Origin of the sequence: Ignavibacterium sp. (assembly GCF_025998815.1) — a bacterium.
In the GTDB taxonomy this organism is placed as follows: Bacteria; Bacteroidota; Ignavibacteria; order Ignavibacteriales; family Ignavibacteriaceae; genus Ignavibacterium.
The window spans coordinates 363,744-384,291 of record NZ_AP026678.1; the positions used below are offsets into that span (position 1 = coordinate 363,744).

A 20,548-nucleotide genomic window follows, 5' to 3' on the forward strand; every position below is an offset into this window, starting at 1 on the left:
AAATTATGAAAGAGTTTTTTGAACAGATAAAAGAAAAAGTAGATGAAATAAAAAATAGTCCTGGAACAATATTCGGATTAGTTTTTCCTTACTTTCTGATTGTGGGTGTTCTCATCGGACTTTATTTCGTATCTAAACTTGAATTTTTAACACGACAAAAAGTTCCACCTGTTTTAAGAGACACAGTAGTTGTATCGGATTTACAAATGCGTGAAGCTAAAGTTGTTCCTCCTGTTAATTTAGCCGAAATAAAAAATGCAACTCCTCAGTTACTTAGTGAAGGTGAGACTTTATATAAATCAAATTGTGCATCCTGTCACGGAGAAACAGGCGCTGGTGGTGGTCCTGCATCTGCTGGATTAAATCCTGCACCAAGAAATTTTACTTCAGCAGATGGATGGAAGAATGGTCCGAAGTTAAGCCAGATTTATACAACTCTGCAAGAAGGAATACCAGGCAGTGCGATGGTGTCTTATGATTACTTATTGCCTGAACAGAAATTTGCTTTAGCTCACTACATCAGAACTAACTTTGTTCCTAATCCACCTGAAGATACTCAGGCAGATCTTGATGCACTGGATGCAACTTATAATCTTTCTGCTGGTCAGGAGATTCCAGCACAGATTCCCGTTGCAGTTGCGAAAACAATAATTACTCAGGAGAATGAACAGAATCTTAATAAGGTTCAATCTGCTCTATCAAAGATTGAAAGCTCTCAGAATAAAAATTTCTTCTTTAGAGTTACAAGCAATAGAAGTGTTGCTTTAATGTTCTTGGTCAAAAATTTTAACAACATTAACAGTGAACAGAATTTTAAAAAAATTGTTATTAATAATGTAAATCAAAACGGTTTCAACGGAAATGTTTTTAATCTTTCAGATCAGGAATGGTCAGACTTATATAAGATGATTGTTAGCGTGTTATGATAAAAACCTTTTTTACATATCTGATTGCTCTGCTTTTTATTCAGATTACTTTTGCAAGTAATCCGGGGCAAAAGCTAGAAGTTGGAGTTGAAGAACAGTTAGGCGCTTATCTTCCACTTGATACAAAATTTGTGGATGAATATGGTAAAGAGTTTTCTTTGAGAGAACTTTTTACTAAACCCACAGTTCTTGCATTTGTTTATTATGAATGTCCGGGAATTTGCAGCCCTTTGATGATGGAGCTTGCGGATATCATCAATAAATCTGATTTGGTACCCGGAGTTGATTACAATGTAGTAACAATCAGTATGGATGAACTTGAAACTCCACAACAGGCATTAAAAAGAAAAGAAGTATTTCTCAAAACGCTTGATAAAAATATTCCTCCTGAAAGCTGGAAATTTTTAACCGGCGATTCGGCAAGTATAAGAGCTGTAAGTGATAAAGCAGGATTCTTTTTCAAAAGGGAAGGGAAAGATTTTCGCCACGCTGGCACATTCATATTCGTAGATAAAAACGGAAAAGTTTGTCGTTACTTATTCCCAAGCTTTTCCGAAAGAAGTGGTTTTGGAATTCTTCCTTTCGATTTCAAGATGGCGATACTTGAAACATCTGAAAGCAAAACAGCTCCAACAATTGCTAAGGTTTTACAATTTTGTTTTTCATATAAACCTGAAAGCAGAACTTATGTTCTTAATCTTACAAGAATATTCGGTGTATTGATTTTATTCTTTGTAGGAATTTTTCTGCTTTATATTAAATTCAAACCAAAGAAAGTTAATGTTAATTCTAATTCGAGGTAGTTAATTTATGAGTAATGAAAATATTTTAAGCAATAATGGAAATGATGTAAGTTACCTGGAATATAAGGGTAAACACACAGGCATTTTAGGTTGGTTACTTTCAACCGACCATAAACGCATCGGATTACTTTATCTTATTTCACTTTCTGTTTTTCTTATTGTTGGTGTTACATTCGGTTTCCTGATGAGACTTGAATTACTTACACCAGGCAGAACAATAATGGACCCACAAACTTATAATTCCATTTTCACTCTGCACGGAGTGATAATGATATTTCTTTTTGTGGTTCCGGGTTTGCCAGCAGTTTTTGGTAATTTCTTTCTGCCAATTCTGATTGGTGCAAGAGATGTTGCTTTCCCAAGACTTAATCTTCTTTCCTGGTATCTCTACGCTATTGGTGGTTTATTAGCTATTCTTTCAATTCTTCTCCCTGGCGGACCAGCAGATACTGGTTGGACATTTTATATTCCTTATAGCGTTAGAACTAACACCAATGTAATACCGGCATTATTTGCTGCATTCATACTTGGATTTTCATCAATCCTGACAGGGTTAAATTTTGTTACAACAGTTCATAGAATGAGAGCTCCGGGAATGGATTGGTTTAAAATGCCACTTTCTGTTTGGTCTCTTTATGCTACTGCCTGGGTTCAGATTCTTGCTACACCAATTATCGGAATTACTTTACTACTTGTTGCGATTGAAAGAGTATTTGGTGTTGGATTATTTGATCCTGCACTTGGTGGTGATCCGGTTCTTTATCAACACTTGTTCTGGATTTACTCTCATCCCGCAGTTTACATTATGATTCTTCCTGCGATGGGTGTTGTCTCTGAAATTATTCCTGTATTTGCTCACAGAACTATCTTTGGTTACAGATTTATCGCAATGTCAAGTATTGCAATAGCTCTATTCGGTTCACTTGTATGGGCTCATCATATGTTTACTGCCGGAATGAGTGACACTGGTCAGTTAATTTTTTCATTGCTCACAATGATTGTTGCAATTCCCAGCGCAATTAAAGTTTTCAATTGGGTTGCAACTCTTTATAAAGGTTCAATTGATTTGCAGCCACCAATGTTATATGTGCTTGCTTTTATTTTCCAATTTTCAATTGGTGGTTTAACCGGAGTAATGCAAGGCGTGCTTTCAGTTGATGTTCAGGTTCACGATACTTCATTCATTGTTGCTCACTTTCATTATGTAATGTTTGGTGGAACCGGATTCGGATTCTTTGCAGCGCTTCATTACTGGTTTCCTAAGATGTTTGGTAAAATGTATAATATTAAACTTGCAAAAAGAGTTTTCTGGGCAATGTTTGTCGGATTTAACACATTATACTTCCCGATGTTTATAATGGGATGGTTGGGAATGCCAAGAAGATATTATGATTATCTGCCCGAATATCAGATTTATCATGTTATTTCAACTATCGGTTCATGGATACTTGTGCCTGCAGTTTTCCTAATGTTTGGTAATTTCATATACGCCTTGTTTAAGGGTGCTAAGGTTACTGAGAAAAATGTTTGGGGAGGCGAAACTCTTGAGTGGCAGATCGCAACTCCTCCGGTACATGAAAACTTTATTGATATTCCGGTTGTAACTGAATCACCTTATCAATACAAAGACAACGAATTAGTTTTACAAACTCAGGAGGCAAAGTGAGCGTTCAACATACAGCAGCGGCTCACATCCATAGAGATGATGTAGCTTCCCGAATGGGAATGTGGTTGTTCCTTTTCACCGAATTGTTACTCTTTGGTGGAATGTTTATTCTTTATTCTGTTTACCGGTTTACTCATCCTGAAGAATTTCATCTTGCAGCAAAAGAATTAAACACGGTAATAGGAACTTTTAACACTGCAATACTTCTTACAAGTTCTTTAACAATGGCATTATCAATTGCAGCTATTCAGAGAAAGCAGAAAACTTTATCAATAATATTTCAGCTTCTCACAATTGTACTAGCACTTGGATTTATGGTAAATAAATACTTTGAGTGGGGAGCTAAATTTCATCACGGCATTTATCCGGGTTCTGAAACTTTGCTCTCAAAACCATCCGGTGAAATTTTATTCTTCGGATTATATTATGTTATGACAGGTTTGCACGGATTACACGTAGTTATTGGAGTAGTCATAATTGCATTTATGACTGTGTTCACGATGAGAGATGTTATAACTCACGACAATTATGTTAAGCTTGAATCCGCTGGTCTTTACTGGCATCTTGTTGATATAATCTGGATTTTCTTGTTCCCATTATTTTATTTGATAACTTGATATTGAGGAAACACTAAATGGATAATCATTCAGAAAATCATTCTCAGCATAGTCACGGTTATGGAGTTTATGTTCTCGTTTGGCTTGCTCTAATGGCTTTAACGGGAATCACGGTTGCAGTTGCGGGTATCAACTTTGGTAGAATTACAGTTGCAACTGCGCTAACGATTGCATCTGTTAAAACATATTTGGTTTTAACAATTTTCATGCATCTCAGAACTGAAAGTAAAACATTCAGAGTGTTTGTTGGAGTTGCTCTGTTATTCCTGATTATTTCATTTGTTTTACTTTTTACAGATTATTCTTTTATAGTAAGGAATTAAAATATGTTTGATGGAGTATCAAATTTTTCTCAAAGTACTGATTTAGCATTTTTCTTTACGCTTGTTGTTTCGATTTTCTTTCTGGTACTGATAACTGTTCTTATGATTTATTTCGTTATCAAGTATAACAGAAAAAGAAATCCGAAAGCTACAAATGTTCATCACAACACAGCGCTGGAAGTTACCTGGACAGTTATACCAACTATTCTTGTATTGATTATGTTCTGGCTTGGCTGGACTGGTTATCTTGATCAATCCCGCATTCCGGAAAATGCCCTAACCATTGATGTTCAGGCACAGATGTGGAAATGGAGTTTCAAATATCCAAATGGTAAACAAACAGATACTCTTTATGTTCCTTTAAATAAAGATGTGGTGTTGAATCTTCATTCAATTGATGTGAATCATGCTTTTTATGTTCCTAAGTTCAGAATTAAAAAAGATGTTTATCCAAATCAGAAAAGAACTGCCTGGTTTAATGCCAAAGAAGTTGGTAGTTACGATATAGCATGTGCTGAGTATTGCGGATTAAATCATTCATATATGTATAACAAGGTTTATGTTATTCCCGAAAATGAATTTAATGCATGGCTTAATTCTCCTGCTAAATATCCGGGAGAAGTGCTGGCTTCCGATACCGTCTCAAATAAATCTGTTAATGAACTGAAGTGAAGGAAAAATTAAAAATATTAGCTGAGCTAACTAAAATCAGAATTACATTTTTTGTGATGGTAACTACTGGTTTTGGTTACATTGCTGCAACGGATATTTTCGACTTTAACTTTTTATTGATTCTGTTTGGTGTTTTGCTGCTTGCTTGTGGGAGTGCAGCGCTTAATCATTATCAGGAACGTTTCACTGATGCTTTGATGTCCAGAACAAAAAATCGTCCGTTACCTTCTGGCAAAATCTCTCCTGCGAAAGCATTGGAAATTTCTGTTCTTCTAATTCTCAGCGGAATTGTTTTATTATTTGTCGGTGGAAATTTTATAAGCACATTGTTCGGAATTCTTAATCTTATTTGGTATAACGGTATTTATACTCCGCTAAAAAGAAAATCCTCACTTGCTATAATTCCTGGTTCTTTGGTTGGAGCAATTCCACCAATTATCGGTTGGACAGCTGCTGGTGGTTATCTTCTTAGCCCACAAATTCTTATGATTGCTTTCTTTTTCTTCATCTGGCAGATTCCGCATTTCTGGTTACTGCTGCTTGTTCTCGATGAAGATTACAAAAGGGCAGGAATGCCAACTTTGACAAGTATCTTTTCAAAAGACCAATTATCCAGAATTACTTTTATCTGGATCATATCAACCGCAATAAGTAGTCTTTTTCTTCCGATGGTTGCGTTGGTTCAAACTGAAATTGTAAAATATCTCATTGTCTTCTCTGTTATTCTGTTAACAGTAAATTCATTAAAGCTTTTGAAATATTCTGAAGAATATTCTTCAGTAAGATTTGCATTCAGGAACATTAACTTTTTTGTTCTTTTTGTCGTTTCAATAATTTCAATTGATAAACTGATTTTGTAAACTATAAAGAGAGAGTTATTAACTATGGAGTTTCTTGATAAATTAGTTCTTCCACAATCAGCAGAGCATATTCAATTATTGCATTACATGTTAATGCTGGTTTTGTTTTTGTTTATTCCATTTATTTCTGTGGTATTCGGAGGAACATTTCTTTCATACACCTTCAGGAAAAAGTTTAATAAAAACGGCGATAAAACTTTCTTGAGAATTGCAAAGGATTCTATTCAACTTCTTACTGTTAATAGTTATATAGGTTTAATACTCGGTATTATTCCTCTCATTACGATAATTTTAATATTTGCTCAGTTATTGCATACCACTACATTCCCAACGGTCAGTGATTTGGCTTTGTCATTTCTTCTGGTCTCTGCCGGATTGATTTTTATTTATGTTTATCGTCTTTCATTTGCACTTAAAATAGTTTTCGATGCGGTTGAAACAAAAAGCGCCGATGATTTTGTCAAAGAAGAGTTCACAAGTTATTACTCTAAAACCTCAAAGCTTTCTGATAATTCAGTCAGACTGGGAATGATTTTATTATTCTTTGGTATGTGGATCTTTACCGGAGCTTTAACTACAGCAGTCTATTTTGATGCATGGAAATCAACCAGCTTTTTCGCTACACTTTTTTCAGCAAAGGTTCTTATCAATTTTCTTATATGGCTATGCATATCATTTTCATTAACTGGTGTAACTCTGTTATTCCTGTTTTTATTCTGGAAAAAAGATGAGCTTAAAGTATCAGAGGACTATAAAGATTTTGTAATAGGAATTTCATCCAGATATGCACTTTATTTCTCACTTCCTATGCCTGTGCTTGTTCTTCTAAGTATTAGTCTTTTACCTGATTCACTTTTATCAGGTACTATGTTTGCATATTCAGCAATCGCAATAATCCTTTTATTCCTCTCTCTGAATTTTGTTTATTTGCTTTATTACAAAAAGCAATACAACTATGTACCTTATTTATTCTTTACATTTTTATTTACAATTCTTTCGCTGATTATTAAAGATCAGGTTACAGTAAATAACGCTACTAAATATCACTCAGTGGTTCTTAGCACTGAATATGAAAAAATACTTGCTGAATTAAGAGGAACAGGAACCGAAGTTCAGATAAATGCCGCAGAGTTATATCAGGTTAGATGTGCAGCTTGTCATAAGTTTGATCAGAAGCTTGTTGGTCCAGCACACTTTGATGTTTTACCTAAGTATGTTGGAAAAGAAGCTCAGCTTGTAGCATTCATTCGTAATCCAGTTAAAGTTGACCCGGCATATCCCCCAATGCCAAATCCCGGTTTAAAGCCTGCTGAAGCCGAAGCAGTTGCCAAATATTTACTTGAAGAATATCAGAAACAAAAAGGTAAATAATTCTAAAGCACTTGAAATAAGTGAAATCTTATTTTATTTTAGTTTTAGATAACCAGCTAATCAATAATAAATGAGGCACAGAGATGCTTAAAAGATTTACTATTATTCTTTCCCTCGTTGTTTTCAACTCAACATATCTTTTCCCACAGATTTCATATCAGGGACCTGCAGTAGGGAATGTTGCATCCGGAGTTTTAGTTTCAACAAACAGTTTTCCAGATGCACCTATTATCAACACTGAACCCAGGTTAATTAAAGACAGGAATACCGAATCACCAGAAACAGAACCGATGCTTCTTGAATCAATGAATCCTGTTTTTCAGCCAACTTATGTTGAAGACCCATTTGTTATTGGTGGAACTAATGGAATTGGAGATAATACACTTTTGCTAAAGAAGTTTAATGGTATTCCTCAGACGAATTCAATTCCACCTGATCCTACAATTGCCACCGGACCAAATCATGTTGTTGCTTGTGTAAACTCAAGATTTTCTATCTGGACTAAAGATGGTGTTTTATTAAAGTCAATTGATGCAGATGCATGGTGCACACCAGTTTTGCCAAGTCCTGGGGCATTTGACCCACAGATAATTTATGACCACTACGAAGGCAGGTGGTTTATGCTCTGGGATAATCAGACTGATGCTACTCAAACAGCATATTTTATCATCTTTGTTTCAGATGACGATGATCCTACAGGTGATTGGTACGGTTATAAACTTGATGCGCGAACTAATGGAAACACTGTTACAAATTCCTGGGGTGATTATCCTCAGATCGGCTTTGATGATAAGGCAATTTATATAAATTCAAGACAATTCAACTTTGGTGGTGGAAAACTTTATGATAAAATCAGAATTCTGAAAAAAACTGAATTGTATGCAGCTAATGGTGGTCCTTTATCCTGGACTGATTTATGGGGAATTACAATTCCGGGTAGTTCTTCTTATGCCGATGTTGTACATCCTTCATTCCATTATTCAACTTCAAACTATCATTACTTCGTTCATGCACCCAGGAGTGGTGGTAATTACTACTCGTTTTATAAATTGAGTAATGTATTAACAAATCCAACACTTGAAGGAATTAGAATAACTGTACCTTTTTATGGTGGTGCACCAAATGCTAATCAACTTGGCGGTGGAAGTTTATTAATCGAAGTAAATGGTAGCCATGTTAAAACAGCTCCGATTTTCAGAGATGGATATGTTTACTTTGCTCATTCTATCAGAAATTCAGTTTATCCAAGTTACTCGAGCGTTAAGTATGTAAAAGTTAATGCAGACTCTGCTACGGTTACCGAAAGTGCTGAGCTTGGTGCTGATGGATACTGGTATTTTTATCCAACCCTTGCTGTCGACCCGGATGGAAATATCGCTATAACTTGTTCACGCTCAGGTCTTACCGAATACATTGGTTCATATTACATAACAAGAAGAGCTACAGATCCGCCCGGCTTAAGTGGAGCTTACCTGCTTTCACCCGGATTAGGAAACTATGTTAAAGATTTTGGTTCCGGTAGAAACCGGTGGGGTGATTACTTTGGAATATTTTTAGACCCAGCTGATCCTTATGAATTCTGGCTCTTCCCAGAACACGCTGCTGCTACAAACACCTGGGGAACTACAGTAGCAAAAATCAGAATGAAGCCATATCCAGGTATCTATCCTTTCGTGCAATCTACACTACTTAATTTTGGAGATGTAGAAGTAGGATTTGCCAGTGATACTTTGGATGTAGTAATTGCCAATTATGGTGATTCTTCTTTGATAATTTATAGCATGCCTGACTCATTAGGAGATTTTCACAGAGTATCTTCACACACTTTTCCAATTACTCTGAATACATTCGATTCGTTAACTGTTAGTTTTCTGTTTACTCCAACTGTTCAGGCAGACACAAATCTGTATTATTATGTCACAAATAACTCGACTTCATTTACAGGTTTTGTCTTAAGAGGAAATGGATTTGTAATCAATCCTGGTCTTGATGGAAGGTTTTACGCGGTTTCAGGTTCAAACAATAATGGAAATTTCGTGTTAGTAGACGAAACCAACGGCTCAGGTTCGAACATAGGTGCTACTAACTTTAATGATTTAATTGATGTTGCAATCAATCCAAAAACCAGTATTGCTTATGGTCTTAGAGTTCCTTCTTTACTCGAATCTAATATAGTAAGAATAAACGCTGAAGCCGGAGATGCTTATCAATATTTTAATGTACCTGTTCCTGATTTATATTCAATTGCGTTTGATACATCTGGTACATTATACGGCATTACTGTTCCTGATTTATATTCAATTGCGTTTGATACATCTGGTACATTATACGGCATTAAAAAAACAGGCGAAATTTACACTATAGATATTCCGACTGGTGACACACTGTATGTAACAAAAGCTCAGTCAACATTATTATCATTCGCTTTTGATCCAACCACAAATGATTTATATGCATCAGTAAGGAATGTTATTGGAACTATAAAAGACCGTATTGTTAAAATTGACCTTACAACAGGAGATACAACACACATTGGCAGAACAGGTTTTAATGTTAATACAGTAAATATTGAATTCAATGATGCCGGAGAAATGTTTGGTATCAAAGGAACTTTAACACAGACATCTGATTTCTTTGCAATTGATAAAACTACTGGTACCGGAACATTGATTGGCTCTGTTGGATTGCAAGGACTAACAGGTTTAGCAAGAACAAGAGGATTAGTTTCTGTTAATGATAAAAATTCGTTGGTACCAGAGCAATTTGCATTATATCAGAACTATCCTAATCCTTTTAATCCTTCAACAACGATCAGGTTTTCATTACCGGTTAGTTCAAATGTAAGACTTCAGGTTTATAATCTTTTAGGTGAGGTTGTTAAAGATATTGTCAGTTCAAATTTACCTGCTGGTACTCATACATTCTCCTGGAATGCAGATAACAACAGAAACCTGAAAGTTACAAGTGGTATATATTTTTACAGATTAGTTGCCGATGGTGTCGATGGCTCAAAATATTCTGAAGTAAGAAAGATGATATTACTCAAATAATTTTAACTTAATCTTTTATAAAGCCGGACTTATGTCCGGTTTTTTTATGTCTGATAACCATTGATAGTTCTTGATTAGATAAGTTTATTACACTATTTTTGTGCACTAAAATTTGGGCCCGTAGCTCAGTTGGTTAGAGCATCTGACTCATAATCAGAGGGTCGGTGGTTCAAGCCCATCCGGGCCCACAGTATTAACCTCATCAACAAAGATGAGGTTTTATTTTTATACAAGATTAACATGTACATCGAATTAATTCCCAAAATATTCTCTGAAACTTCAACTATAATTGGTAAGGACAGGTATCTCAACTCTGCAGTGCTCATCCCGGTTATAATGACTGAAGGAAGAGAGTACCTTTTATTTGAGAAGCGATCGGTTTCAGTTCGCCAGCCTGGGGAAATAAGCTTTCCTGGTGGTCACTTTGATAATACTCTTGATTCTGATTTTATGGATACTGCAATCAGAGAAACAGTAGAAGAGCTGGGCATTCAGAAAAATAAAATCACAATCTTAGGTAAGCTCGGTACTCTCGTTACTCCAATGGGGATTATCGTTGAAACCTTTGTTTGTAAATTGGATATATCATCCCTTGAAGAACTTAATTATGATAAAAAAGAAGTTGATAAATTATTCCTTGTTCCATTAGATTTTTTTATCAATTCTGAACCTGAAATTTATGAAAATCAGTTGCAGTTACATCCGTATATTGTTGATGAAAATGGTGAGAAAATTGATTTGCTCCCGGTTAAGGCATTAGGATTACCTGAGCGATATGCTAATCCCTGGAAAAAAGGAAAACACAGGGTCCTGGTTTACAGGTATGAGAACGAAATTATATGGGGAATTACAGCAGAACTAATTTTTGAATTAGTCAATAGATTAAGGAAATTAAGTGAATAGAACAATTAAATATCTCATTTGGGATTGGAACGGTACACTATTTAATGATGTTCAATTAGGTGTAGATATTATTAATAAGTTATTAAATCAAAATAACTTATCCCAAATTACCTACGAAAGATATCGTGATATTTTTACTTTTCCTGTATCTGATTATTATAAAACCGCCGGTTTTGACTTTAGCAAAACTTCCTTCGAGATATTGGGAAAGCTGTTTATGGATGAATATGAGAAACGAAAATATGAGATGAATTTATTCGATGGAGCACGGGAGATACTTGAGCTGGCAAAAAATATGGGAATAGGGCAATCAGTGCTGAGTGCATATAAACATGATACTTTAGTGGAAATTCTCAAACATTATCAGATATCTGAATACTTTGAGAATATATCTGGACTTGATAACATCTATGCCGGTAGTAAAGAGCATTTAGGTATTGAGCTTAGAAAGAAATTGAATTTTAGGAAAGAGGAAATTTTATTTATCGGAGATACATTACACGATGCAGATGTTGCAAAAGCAATGGATGTAAACTGTGTTCTTATCTCTAATGGTCATCAGTCAGCCAGGAGACTATTGGCTAATGGCAATATTGTTCTTTCCAATATCAGAGAATTAAAAAACCTGATCTAAAAATACTTCATATTTTATAAATCGAACCCGTAAAAATTAAATATCTTATCATTCATCAATCTATCCATCATTTCCATTAATTCAATCATTCATCCATTCATTCCCATTCATTCATTCCCATTCATTCATTCTTTCTTTTCAATTAATCTTTTGAAATATTCAAGCGTTCTTTTAATGCCTTCGGTTCTGGAAACCTTTGGTTCCCATCCCAAAATTTGCTTAGCTTTTGAAATGTCTGGCTGTCGTACCTTAGGATCATCTTCCGGTAATGGATGATATGAAATTTTACTTTTAGATCCGGTTAAATTTAGTACCTCTTCTGCAAATTGCTGTATAGTTATTTCATCCGGATTACCAATGTTTACCGGATAAATCTCATCAGATAACATTAACCTGTAAATACCTTCAATAAGGTCATCTACATAACAGAAGCTTCGTGTCTGAGACCCATCACCAAAAATAGAAAGAGGTTCACCCCTGAGTGCCTGTCCGATAAAGGTTGGTAATACCCGTCCGTCGTTCAGTCTCATTCTCGGTCCGTATGTATTAAAAATCCTCACAATTCTAGTTTGTAATCCGTGATAACGATTATATGCCATTGTAAGAGATTCGGCAAATCGTTTGGCTTCATCATAAACTCCACGCGGACCAACCGGATTTACATTTCCCCAATAGTCTTCATTCTGTGGATGGATAAGCGGATCCCCGTAAACTTCTGATGTTGATGCAAGCAGAAATACTGCATTCTTCTCTTTTGCAAGCCCGAGTGCTTTGTGTGTTCCTAACGAACCAACCTTTAATGTCTGAATAGGTAACTTTAAGTAATCAATTGGGCTTGCCGGTGAAGCAAAATGTAAAATGAAATCAACTTTCCCGGGAACATGAATAAAATTTGTTACATCGTGTTTAATAAATTGAAAGTTATCATTGCCAAAAAGGTGGGCTATATTATCCGGATTTCCCGTGATAAAATTATCAATACATATTACTTTAAATCCTTCGGATATAAGGCGATCACAAAGATGAGAACCCAAAAACCCTGCTCCGCCGGTAACAACAGCAGTCTTCATCAGTTATTACCCTTTATGGCTTTTCTTCCGATACTGTAATAAGTAAAACCTTGTTCTTCCATGTCATCGAGATCATAAACATTTCTGCCGTCAAATATCAAAGGTTCTTTCAATAGTGATTTAACTTTTGTAAAATCAGGATTCCTGAATTCATTCCACTCAGTAAATATCAATAAAGCGTCAGCATCCGTAAGTGCATCATACATATTTTCAGCATATTCAATCTTATCATTCAGATAGAATTTAGCGTTTTCCATTGCTGCAGGATCAAAGGCTTTAACACTTGCTCCATTTTCTAGCAGCATGGTAATAACCGGCACACTCGGTGCTTCTCTCATATCATCTGTATTAGGTTTAAAAGCCAATCCCCATACAGCAAATTTTTTACCTCTTATATTATTGTTGAAATGCCTTTTAATTTTATTAAAAAATCTCAAACGCTGTTCTTTATTTATTTTATCTACAAGAGTTAGCAATGTTAACTCAGAGCCAAAATCGAGGGAAGTTTTAATTAAAGCATTAACATCTTTTGGGAAACAAGAACCGCCGTAGCCAATACCGGGGAAAAGAAATCTTTTACCAATTCTTGTATCACTGCCCATTCCTTTTCTAACCAAATCAACATTTGCTCCGGCTTTCTCGCAGAAATTCGCAAGCTCATTCATAAATGTTATTCTTGTAGCAAGATAACTATTTGCAGCATATTTAGTCACCTCTGCACTTCGGATATCCATTTCAATTATAGGATTACCTTGCCTTACGAACGGTTCGTATAAACTGCGTAATAACTTAAATGCTTTTTCCGATTCAGCACCAATAACTATTCTGTCAGGTTTCATAAAATCATCTACTGCAAAACCTTCTCTGAGAAATTCAGGATTGCTTGCAACATCAAAGGATTTTGCACCTTTCTGAAAAAGAATTTCTTTAACCTTTGCAACAGTACCAACCGGCACTGTACTTTTGTTTACTATAAGTTTATAGTTCGAATTATCTTTTAACAGATCACCAATCTCAGAAGCGATTTCCATAACATGAGTTAAATCTGCTGAACCATCTTCACCTTGCGGAGTGGGAAGACACAGGAATATTGCTTCAGCAAAATCTACTGCTTCCTTTAGGTCATTAGTAAATCTTAATCGTTTCTGATTAAAGTTTCTCTGGTATAATAATTCAAGTCCGGGTTCATAAATTGTAACTTGTCCGGCATTCAGCTTTTTGAGTTTTTCAGGATTATTATCAACACAAATTACATTGTTTCCCATTTCGGCAAAACAGGTTCCCGATACCAGTCCGACATAACCTGTTCCGATTACAGCAAGTTTCATCTGGAAAAATTTCTCCTTTCAGATTTATATTTTATTCTGAATCAATTAAAAACAAAAATAGATAAAACTATCTTAACAATTAGTGATATACATAAAATGTAGCAGACTTTTTAATCAGGAAATCAATAAAATCTGTTCATAAGAAAACAATCAGACAGATTCTATTTACCTGATTATTTAATTTTTTATTCCAACTCTTGATTTAACCTGGCGTGCTTCTTCAAGTGAATCATAAAAGCCTACTCTTACTCTGTACCATATTCCATCTAATTCCGGAAGATTTGCTTCAATTACAAATGCATTATAACCCTGCGACTTTAATCTCTGGGCTTCACTTTCTGCTTTCGATTTGTTCCTCCAGGATGATGCCTGAATACAATACTTATATCCATCCGTAAAAATCATTCCGCCAACATTTCTTTCAACATCAAATCTGTATTCATAATTCAGTGGTAACTTTTCTTTAATATTCTGCGGAGTACCTTTCCCATCATCAAGAGAAATAGTTACTCTTCTGTTCAAAGCTCTGCCTGTTTCTGTTGAATTATCTGCAACAGGGAAGTCAGGTCCATATCCAAAAACTTTTAATCTCTCTGGCTTTATTCCAGATTTAACAAGGTAATCAAAAACAGATTGTGCTCTTTGCAAAGAAAGATTTTTATTTAATTGATACGAACCGGTATTATCCGTATGACCTTCAATTTTCCAGTTAGTTTCGGGATAGTCTTTCATAACTTTTACAATTTTATCTAATTCATCAAAAGCTGCCGGAAGAAGATTAGCTTTACCAATTTCAAAATTTATAGCACCTGTTAATACAAACTCGGTCTTTTCTTTCGGAGGAACTGTAACTTTTTCTTCTAAAGGACAACCAAAACGATTTACTTCAGTGCCTACCGGTGTATTCGGACATAAATCAATATAATCCGGCACTCCATCCTCATCTGAATCCGGTGGACAACCTCTGCTATCTACTACAACTCCATCTGGTGTATTAGGACACAAATCCAGATAATCCGGCACGCCATCATTGTCTGTATCCAAAGGGCATCCGTCCAATCCGACTGAAATATTTTTTGGTGTATTAGGACATTTGTCTTTATAATCCGGTATCCCATCTCCATCACCATCCAACGGACAACCAAAATTGTCCACCATTACTCCCGGCGGAGTGTCCGGACACATATCAGTATTTATCCGGTACTCCATCGCCGTCAGTATCTTTTACCCCACCAATCATAGAATTGAAATCCACCCGTTAAAGTGAAGAAAGATATCGTTGTCGCTTCCTCCTGTAATCGAATTTGGTGAATCATCAAGATTATCTGTTGGTAAGTAATGCATTACTCCGGCAACATTAAAACTCATAAAATCACTTATGGGGAATTTCAAACCAATTTCGCCCTGTGCAAACCAATCGTTCGGGCTATACTTATTCTGTTTGTTTCTTTCAAGATCATTTCCATCTACATCTCTCGGTTGGAAATTTATCCATCCGGCTCTTGCTGCTGCGTAAGGATACACAAAATCTAATGATGTCAGGGTTAAACTCAATCCACCTGATGCCATTATCAACTGTGTCCGGAATTCATCAAGAGGTGGATAAGCAACTCTGTATGCAGGTCTTCCGTTACTTCTGGCATATCCAAAAGCTCCGTTGACTGTTATACCGAAGATCGCAGCATCCTCAGTAGAAAAATAATAATCGCCCAGAAGTCTGATGAAATAATCCACATCAGAATTTCTGAAATCTGATTTTGTATATGTAACCCCACCTTCAATACCAAGCCCGGTTTTTGATGATAGAGGATTAGTCATCTTCCCCAGTTTGTACTGTGCAAATGAAGAAGAGATTAAAATGAGAAGCATAGCCAGCGTGAAATAGTTTTTCATTTTATTCTCTGTTTGTTGATGGAAAATTTCTACATTTGATAACTTAATTTAAGCATAATTGAATTTTTTTTGCCAATTTTGAATGGAGTTGTCCTGAAAGATTCATCATCGGAAATATCTGTGTATATATAGTTAAGCATAACCGAAACGGGTATAATCGGACTGTAACTGATATTAAACTCTATTCCTTTTTCATATCTCTTTGAGCCATAAAGGAATTCAGGATAAGGAGAGCGATATTGCTCAACCGGATCTTCCGTTTTTCCTTTTCTGAAATACCATAGATTAATTTCTGAACTTAATGCTGCAGTAAAAGTTTTTTTAATCCCACCAGCAATCACATCACCGTTACTTTCAATCCAGTGACCCATCTTATATCCGTCGTTGCTGTAAAGCTGAGCATCTACGGAATTCATATACACGAAAGGATTTACTCTGCTGTATTCAAGAAATAATTTCAATTGCGGTAGCAGATTATAAGACTCAATCCCACACTGTAAAAGCAACAGCAGAAAGATTCCCACCTTCAAACAAACTGTTGAATGATAATTCATCTATAAAAAGAGTAGAATAAAATTTTGTTTGAATAATTCTGTTCATATAAGAAAAATCCATAAACATCTGTGCATTGCCTGTAGCAGAGGCGTTTCCCGTTCCAAGATAATGATCTGCAACCCTGAAGAACATAATTGGAATAAAATAAATTGGCTGAATTCTTTCGCTATAAATTATTGACTCTCCGACACTCAAACTAAGATTGTCAGTTGGGTAAAAGGATAAAGAATGAAATGCAATATACTTCGGTACTTCAAGTATAGTTGTTCTTCCCGGAATGGAGTTGTATCTGAATGTGTTCGAATCGGGCACATTCGACTGAAGAAATCCATGAAAATAAAAGAAACTTAACCAATCTGCGGGTTTGAAATCTAATCTGATAAAAGGGAAGGGAGGAGCTTTATCCGACAAAATTATCTTTCCGGAATTTCCGCTGCCGAAAGTAAGATAATCTTTATTTAATGATACGGATCCACCATGACCAATCAAAAGCAATGCTTGCTGTAACCTCATCATATTCAAAAGCATTCTTCTTTTCCTTGGTTATACTTACTGAATGCTCTCTTGTAAACCTTTTACTCTTATCGAGATTATCACCAGTCTCTTCATTATCAAAAAACTTTACAGAATAACTCCAGTTTTTTCCATAATAACCACTAATTGAAAAACCATTTCTTCTGATAACAAGACTTTTATCATAAAAACTTCCTGCTTCAACTGAGAGAACAGGATCAGCATAAAAAGAAAAATCATTGCTGTAATATTCAAATAACCTTAAACGATTTCTGGTTTTAATAAACTCGGACTTTTTTCCATCATCCGGATTTGCTAATAATCTCAATTCCGGTTCAAACTCAATTCTGTATTTCTCCAGTAATTCCTGTTCAAGCTCACTTAATCTGTTTTTATTGGACTCAAGTTGTACTAAATAGGAGGCAAGAGTTTTGCGGCTCACAGGTTTTAATTCTGAGTGGAATTCAATCACACCTTTCGCACTCATTGATTCAAGAAAATCATAGATTGCTGAATCAAATTGATGCTTTGCAGATTGCGAAAAAGATAAATGAGTAAAAAAAATTATTATCGCCAGAGTGCTTCGAAAACGCATCTCATAAAACTATTATTCTTAATAGTGCAATAATAACAATTATATATGTTGTAAAGTAGAGTTGAAATCGAATTTTGGGGAAGCAACTTACAATAATCTTATAAAGTAAATAAAGTAAAAAACTTCTAATTAATATATCTGCAAAGAAATAGTATTCCTGTGCAATTCCGGAAAACTTAATAAATAAATAGTTGGAAATGATTGCCAGAGCAAGTATAAGATCAATACCTGCTAAAGTTTCATGATTATAATTGTCTATTAATTTGTCTCTAAGCAGAAAATAAAAAACTATCACCGGAACTATCATAATAATGAAGAACTGATTTAGGTTGATAAAATTGATTATGGGAAATGGATAAAGTTTATAAAATAAATTACCTGTATTAGTAGTATAAAAAAACATTACGAAATTAATGAAAACAAAAAAGTCTGAGATATAATTTTTACTTTTAAGATTTATGAAAACATAAGCCATTGTGAGGAAATTAAATATTAGGAGATAAAGCATTCTCTTGTCATTTAGTGATACTTTGCTTAATAGAAGATAAACTAAAAAAGATAAAATAATGAATGTAACTAATGGTAGTAAATAAAATTTAAATATCCCTGCTAATTTATAAGGCAGTGATTTAATCATTCTTCCGTAAAATAAAAGATTTTCTTTTTGTAAAATGAGATCGAGAACTTTATTTATTGATAAAAGGAGGATTGTGAAAAAAGTGAAAAGGATAATTCCATAGATTTTTGAAGAGAACTTATAATAAAGAGCAATTAATACAGAAATTAAAGTTAAAGATAGTATAATAAATACAGTGGTTTTATGCCTGATTTTTTTATTAAAGATGATATGATGTAAATGATTTTTATCAGGTAAGAAAGGATTTTTTTTGTTTAGAATTCTACAGATCATTACTCTTAAAGTATCTATTATCGGTACTGAAAGAACCATCCCAATAAAAGCTAAATCTATATTGTGTTGTGATATCTCTGCTGTTGCAGAGAAAAGAATAGTTAAACAGAAGTATGCTAGCACTAGTGAGCCAGAGTCTCCCAGGAAAATACTGGCAGGATTACCATTGAATTTTAAAAATCCCAGAGTGGTGCCGATAACTAATATGGATAATAGCGGGATGAATACCGCGTCTGAGGAAAAGCTTAAAAGAAAACTTAGGGATGCAATAATAAGTGAAAATCCGGAAACCAAACCATCCATACCATCCATCAGATTAAAAGCATTAATTGCTCCGACAATAAATAAAAGCATCAGCGGTAAAGCTATGTAGGGAGGGATATTGTATCCAATAAAATTAAATTGAAAGTAATCATGCCTTATAAAATAAATCATTAAAAGGGAGGCAGAAATACTTTGACCGATAAACTTAACTTTCCAATTTAGGTTCCATAAATCATCAGCTACACCTAAGGTAAACAATATTAGTGAGCCAACTAAGAAAAATTTAAACTCGCTTAAGAATGGGAATAAGAAAATAAGAAAAAGAATTATAACCGAATAGATGATTACACCACCCATTCTTGGAATTGGTTTGGAATGAATTTTCCTGGTACTATCAGGATGATCAACAATTTCAAAAGAACTCAGTAAATTAGCTAGAAGAGGAGTAGCAAAAACTACCGCAATAAAGCTAAAAAATACAGAAATTAAAAAGAGCATAAATTCCCCCGATAAATGAATGATGTAAAAATATTTACAATTTCTGCCACAAACATAATAAAAGTGTAAAAATATTTGCAAATTGTTGATAGTTGACTTTCATATTATCGAATAAAGTGCCAGGGTTTTAAGATTTGTTTAATAAGAATTTTAATTTATTTGAAAAGAAATGAAATAACTTACGAAGATTTTTAAACATTAGCATAATAAAAGCCAATTGTAGTTTGTGAAGTTTTATAGCCTAAAGTTCTCACAGTCATTTATGAAGATATTTAAAGGGTCTAACTGAATTGAACACTGATGTTCATAAAATAATTATTTTAGGAAGATATAAGAACTATTCTCGCGAAAATTATTTTAGCACTAATTCATAATATTGAACTATTTTTATAATCAAATAAAGTTGTGGCATAATTCTCCCGAATTGATCAACAACAAACAAGTAGGTCTGAAAATCTTATCTCACGCAAAGACGCAAAGCCCGCAAGGATTAAATATTATTTTTTAATCAGTGCCAATCTACTCAATCAGCGTTACCTGCCTACCGTCAGGCAGGTCTGCGTGCTATGGCTATCGAAAAAATTGTGGGAGCTTTCTCAGGTTTTTAAACAGAAGGGTTTTAACATGGAAAGGGAATTTTATGGAGTTTCATTGCTTTATAATCTTCACTGCTTTTAATCAGAATATTTTTCAATGACTTATTACTCGCACCGCCAATAGTCATACAGTAAGTTGTAATTGGTAAATATCTGGCTCGTTATTTTGTATTTAAAAAACAATCTTAAAACCATCTCATAATCCGCAGCAATTTTCATATCTGTTCGATAAAAACCATATTTTTCAAAAATCTCTTTTCTGATAAACAGAGTAGGATGGGGAGGCATCCAGCCGTTTAGTATTTCTCTGTGTCTCTGTGCCTCTGTGGTGAAATCTCTTTCCTGCGTCTTCCAGGTACGGATAATGGTATAAGGAATAGGGTATAGGGTATTGGGAGTGGGAGGTTGACTGATGGTTTTTTCTTTATCTTCTACAAATTTCCTTTCCCCGACATCCAACTTCCTACCTACATACACCAAATCACTGTAAACCGCGTCAAT

Annotated in this window: 19 protein-coding genes and 1 tRNA gene; 12 read left to right on the forward strand and 8 right to left on the reverse strand. The window is 34.8% G+C overall.

What is annotated here, in order from left to right:
* Window positions 1-5: 5 nt before the first annotated feature.
* The 12 genes from Q0X14_RS01465 to Q0X14_RS01520 all read left to right on the forward strand — a co-directional run bounded on the left by Q0X14_RS01465 (window position 6) and on the right by Q0X14_RS01520 (window position 11,825).
* Entirely contained in the window at window positions 6-926 is a 921-nt protein-coding gene (locus Q0X14_RS01465) for a cytochrome c (protein WP_297841472.1), read from the forward strand.
* A complete protein-coding gene (locus tag Q0X14_RS01470; protein WP_297841476.1) occupies window positions 923-1,729 on the forward strand; it encodes an SCO family protein in 807 nt (268 codons plus the stop codon). The genes Q0X14_RS01465 and Q0X14_RS01470 overlap by 4 nt, the downstream gene beginning before the upstream one ends.
* A gap of 7 nt (window positions 1,730-1,736) precedes the next feature.
* A complete protein-coding gene (locus Q0X14_RS01475) occupies window positions 1,737-3,395 on the forward strand; it encodes a cbb3-type cytochrome c oxidase subunit I (RefSeq protein WP_297841479.1) in 1,659 nt (552 codons plus the stop codon).
* Window positions 3,392-4,012 carry a cytochrome c oxidase subunit 3 family protein gene (locus Q0X14_RS01480; protein ID WP_297841482.1) on the forward strand — a complete coding sequence of 207 codons (621 nt, stop codon included), beginning with the start codon at window positions 3,392-3,394 and terminating at the stop codon, window positions 4,010-4,012. The genes Q0X14_RS01475 and Q0X14_RS01480 overlap by 4 nt, the downstream gene beginning before the upstream one ends.
* A 17-nt stretch (window positions 4,013-4,029) precedes the next feature.
* The gene (locus Q0X14_RS01485) at window positions 4,030-4,335 is read left to right on the forward strand and encodes a cytochrome C oxidase subunit IV family protein (protein WP_297841485.1); all 306 of its coding nucleotides are present in this window, start codon (window positions 4,030-4,032) and stop codon (window positions 4,333-4,335) included.
* Between the two features lie 3 nt (window positions 4,336-4,338).
* Window positions 4,339-5,007: a cytochrome c oxidase subunit II gene (coxB, locus tag Q0X14_RS01490; protein WP_297841488.1), complete on the forward strand. Its 669-nt coding sequence runs from the start codon at window positions 4,339-4,341 to the stop codon at window positions 5,005-5,007.
* Window positions 5,004-5,867 (forward strand): protoheme IX farnesyltransferase, encoded by an 864-nt coding sequence (locus Q0X14_RS01495; RefSeq protein WP_297841491.1) that lies wholly within the window; start codon window positions 5,004-5,006, stop codon window positions 5,865-5,867. Before coxB ends, Q0X14_RS01495 begins: the two co-directional genes overlap by 4 nt.
* Before the next feature lie 24 nt (window positions 5,868-5,891).
* Window positions 5,892-7,238, forward strand: coding sequence for a c-type cytochrome (locus Q0X14_RS01500; RefSeq protein WP_297841493.1), 1,347 nt, complete (start codon window positions 5,892-5,894; stop codon window positions 7,236-7,238).
* Window positions 7,239-7,321: 83 nt separating this feature from the next.
* A complete protein-coding gene (locus Q0X14_RS01505) occupies window positions 7,322-10,288 on the forward strand; it encodes a FlgD immunoglobulin-like domain containing protein (protein ID WP_297841496.1) in 2,967 nt (988 codons plus the stop codon).
* Window positions 10,289-10,402: 114 nt separating this feature from the next.
* Window positions 10,403-10,476 (forward strand) — tRNA-Ile (locus tag Q0X14_RS01510).
* Window positions 10,477-10,528: 52 nt separating this feature from the next.
* Window positions 10,529-11,191, forward strand: coding sequence for a CoA pyrophosphatase (locus tag Q0X14_RS01515; RefSeq protein WP_297841498.1), 663 nt, complete (start codon window positions 10,529-10,531; stop codon window positions 11,189-11,191).
* Window positions 11,184-11,825: an HAD family hydrolase gene (locus Q0X14_RS01520; RefSeq protein ID WP_297841500.1), complete on the forward strand. Its 642-nt coding sequence runs from the start codon at window positions 11,184-11,186 to the stop codon at window positions 11,823-11,825. Before Q0X14_RS01515 ends, Q0X14_RS01520 begins: the two co-directional genes overlap by 8 nt.
* A 125-nt stretch (window positions 11,826-11,950) precedes the next feature.
* Here Q0X14_RS01520 and Q0X14_RS01525 read toward each other — a convergent pair whose 3' ends face one another.
* The 8 genes from Q0X14_RS01525 to Q0X14_RS01560 form a co-directional block, all read right to left on the reverse strand.
* Complete coding sequence (locus tag Q0X14_RS01525; protein WP_297841505.1) at window positions 11,951-12,895, reverse strand: UDP-glucuronic acid decarboxylase family protein; 945 nt, start codon at window positions 12,893-12,895, stop codon at window positions 11,951-11,953.
* The gene (locus Q0X14_RS01530) at window positions 12,895-14,223 is read right to left on the reverse strand and encodes a UDP-glucose/GDP-mannose dehydrogenase family protein (protein WP_297841508.1); all 1,329 of its coding nucleotides are present in this window, start codon (window positions 14,221-14,223) and stop codon (window positions 12,895-12,897) included. The genes Q0X14_RS01525 and Q0X14_RS01530 overlap by 1 nt, the downstream gene beginning before the upstream one ends.
* Window positions 14,224-14,400: 177 nt before the next feature.
* The gene (locus Q0X14_RS01535) at window positions 14,401-15,432 is read right to left on the reverse strand and encodes an OmpA family protein (RefSeq protein ID WP_297841511.1); all 1,032 of its coding nucleotides are present in this window, start codon (window positions 15,430-15,432) and stop codon (window positions 14,401-14,403) included.
* A 27-nt stretch (window positions 15,433-15,459) separates the two neighbouring features.
* A complete protein-coding gene (locus tag Q0X14_RS01540) occupies window positions 15,460-16,116 on the reverse strand; it encodes an outer membrane beta-barrel protein (protein WP_297841514.1) in 657 nt (218 codons plus the stop codon).
* Between the two features lie 29 nt (window positions 16,117-16,145).
* Window positions 16,146-16,532, reverse strand: coding sequence for a hypothetical protein (locus Q0X14_RS01545; RefSeq protein ID WP_297841517.1), 387 nt, complete (start codon window positions 16,530-16,532; stop codon window positions 16,146-16,148).
* A gap of 67 nt (window positions 16,533-16,599) precedes the next feature.
* Window positions 16,600-17,184, reverse strand: coding sequence for a hypothetical protein (locus tag Q0X14_RS01550; RefSeq protein ID WP_297841519.1), 585 nt, complete (start codon window positions 17,182-17,184; stop codon window positions 16,600-16,602).
* Window positions 17,126-17,656 carry a hypothetical protein gene (locus Q0X14_RS01555; RefSeq protein WP_297841522.1) on the reverse strand — a complete coding sequence of 177 codons (531 nt, stop codon included), beginning with the start codon at window positions 17,654-17,656 and terminating at the stop codon, window positions 17,126-17,128. Before Q0X14_RS01555 ends, Q0X14_RS01550 begins: the two co-directional genes overlap by 59 nt.
* A gap of 124 nt (window positions 17,657-17,780) precedes the next feature.
* On the reverse strand, window positions 17,781-19,451 hold the full coding sequence (locus Q0X14_RS01560; RefSeq protein WP_297841525.1) for an MraY family glycosyltransferase: 1,671 nt from the start codon (window positions 19,449-19,451) through the stop codon (window positions 17,781-17,783).
* Window positions 19,452-20,548 lie beyond the last annotated feature (1,097 nt).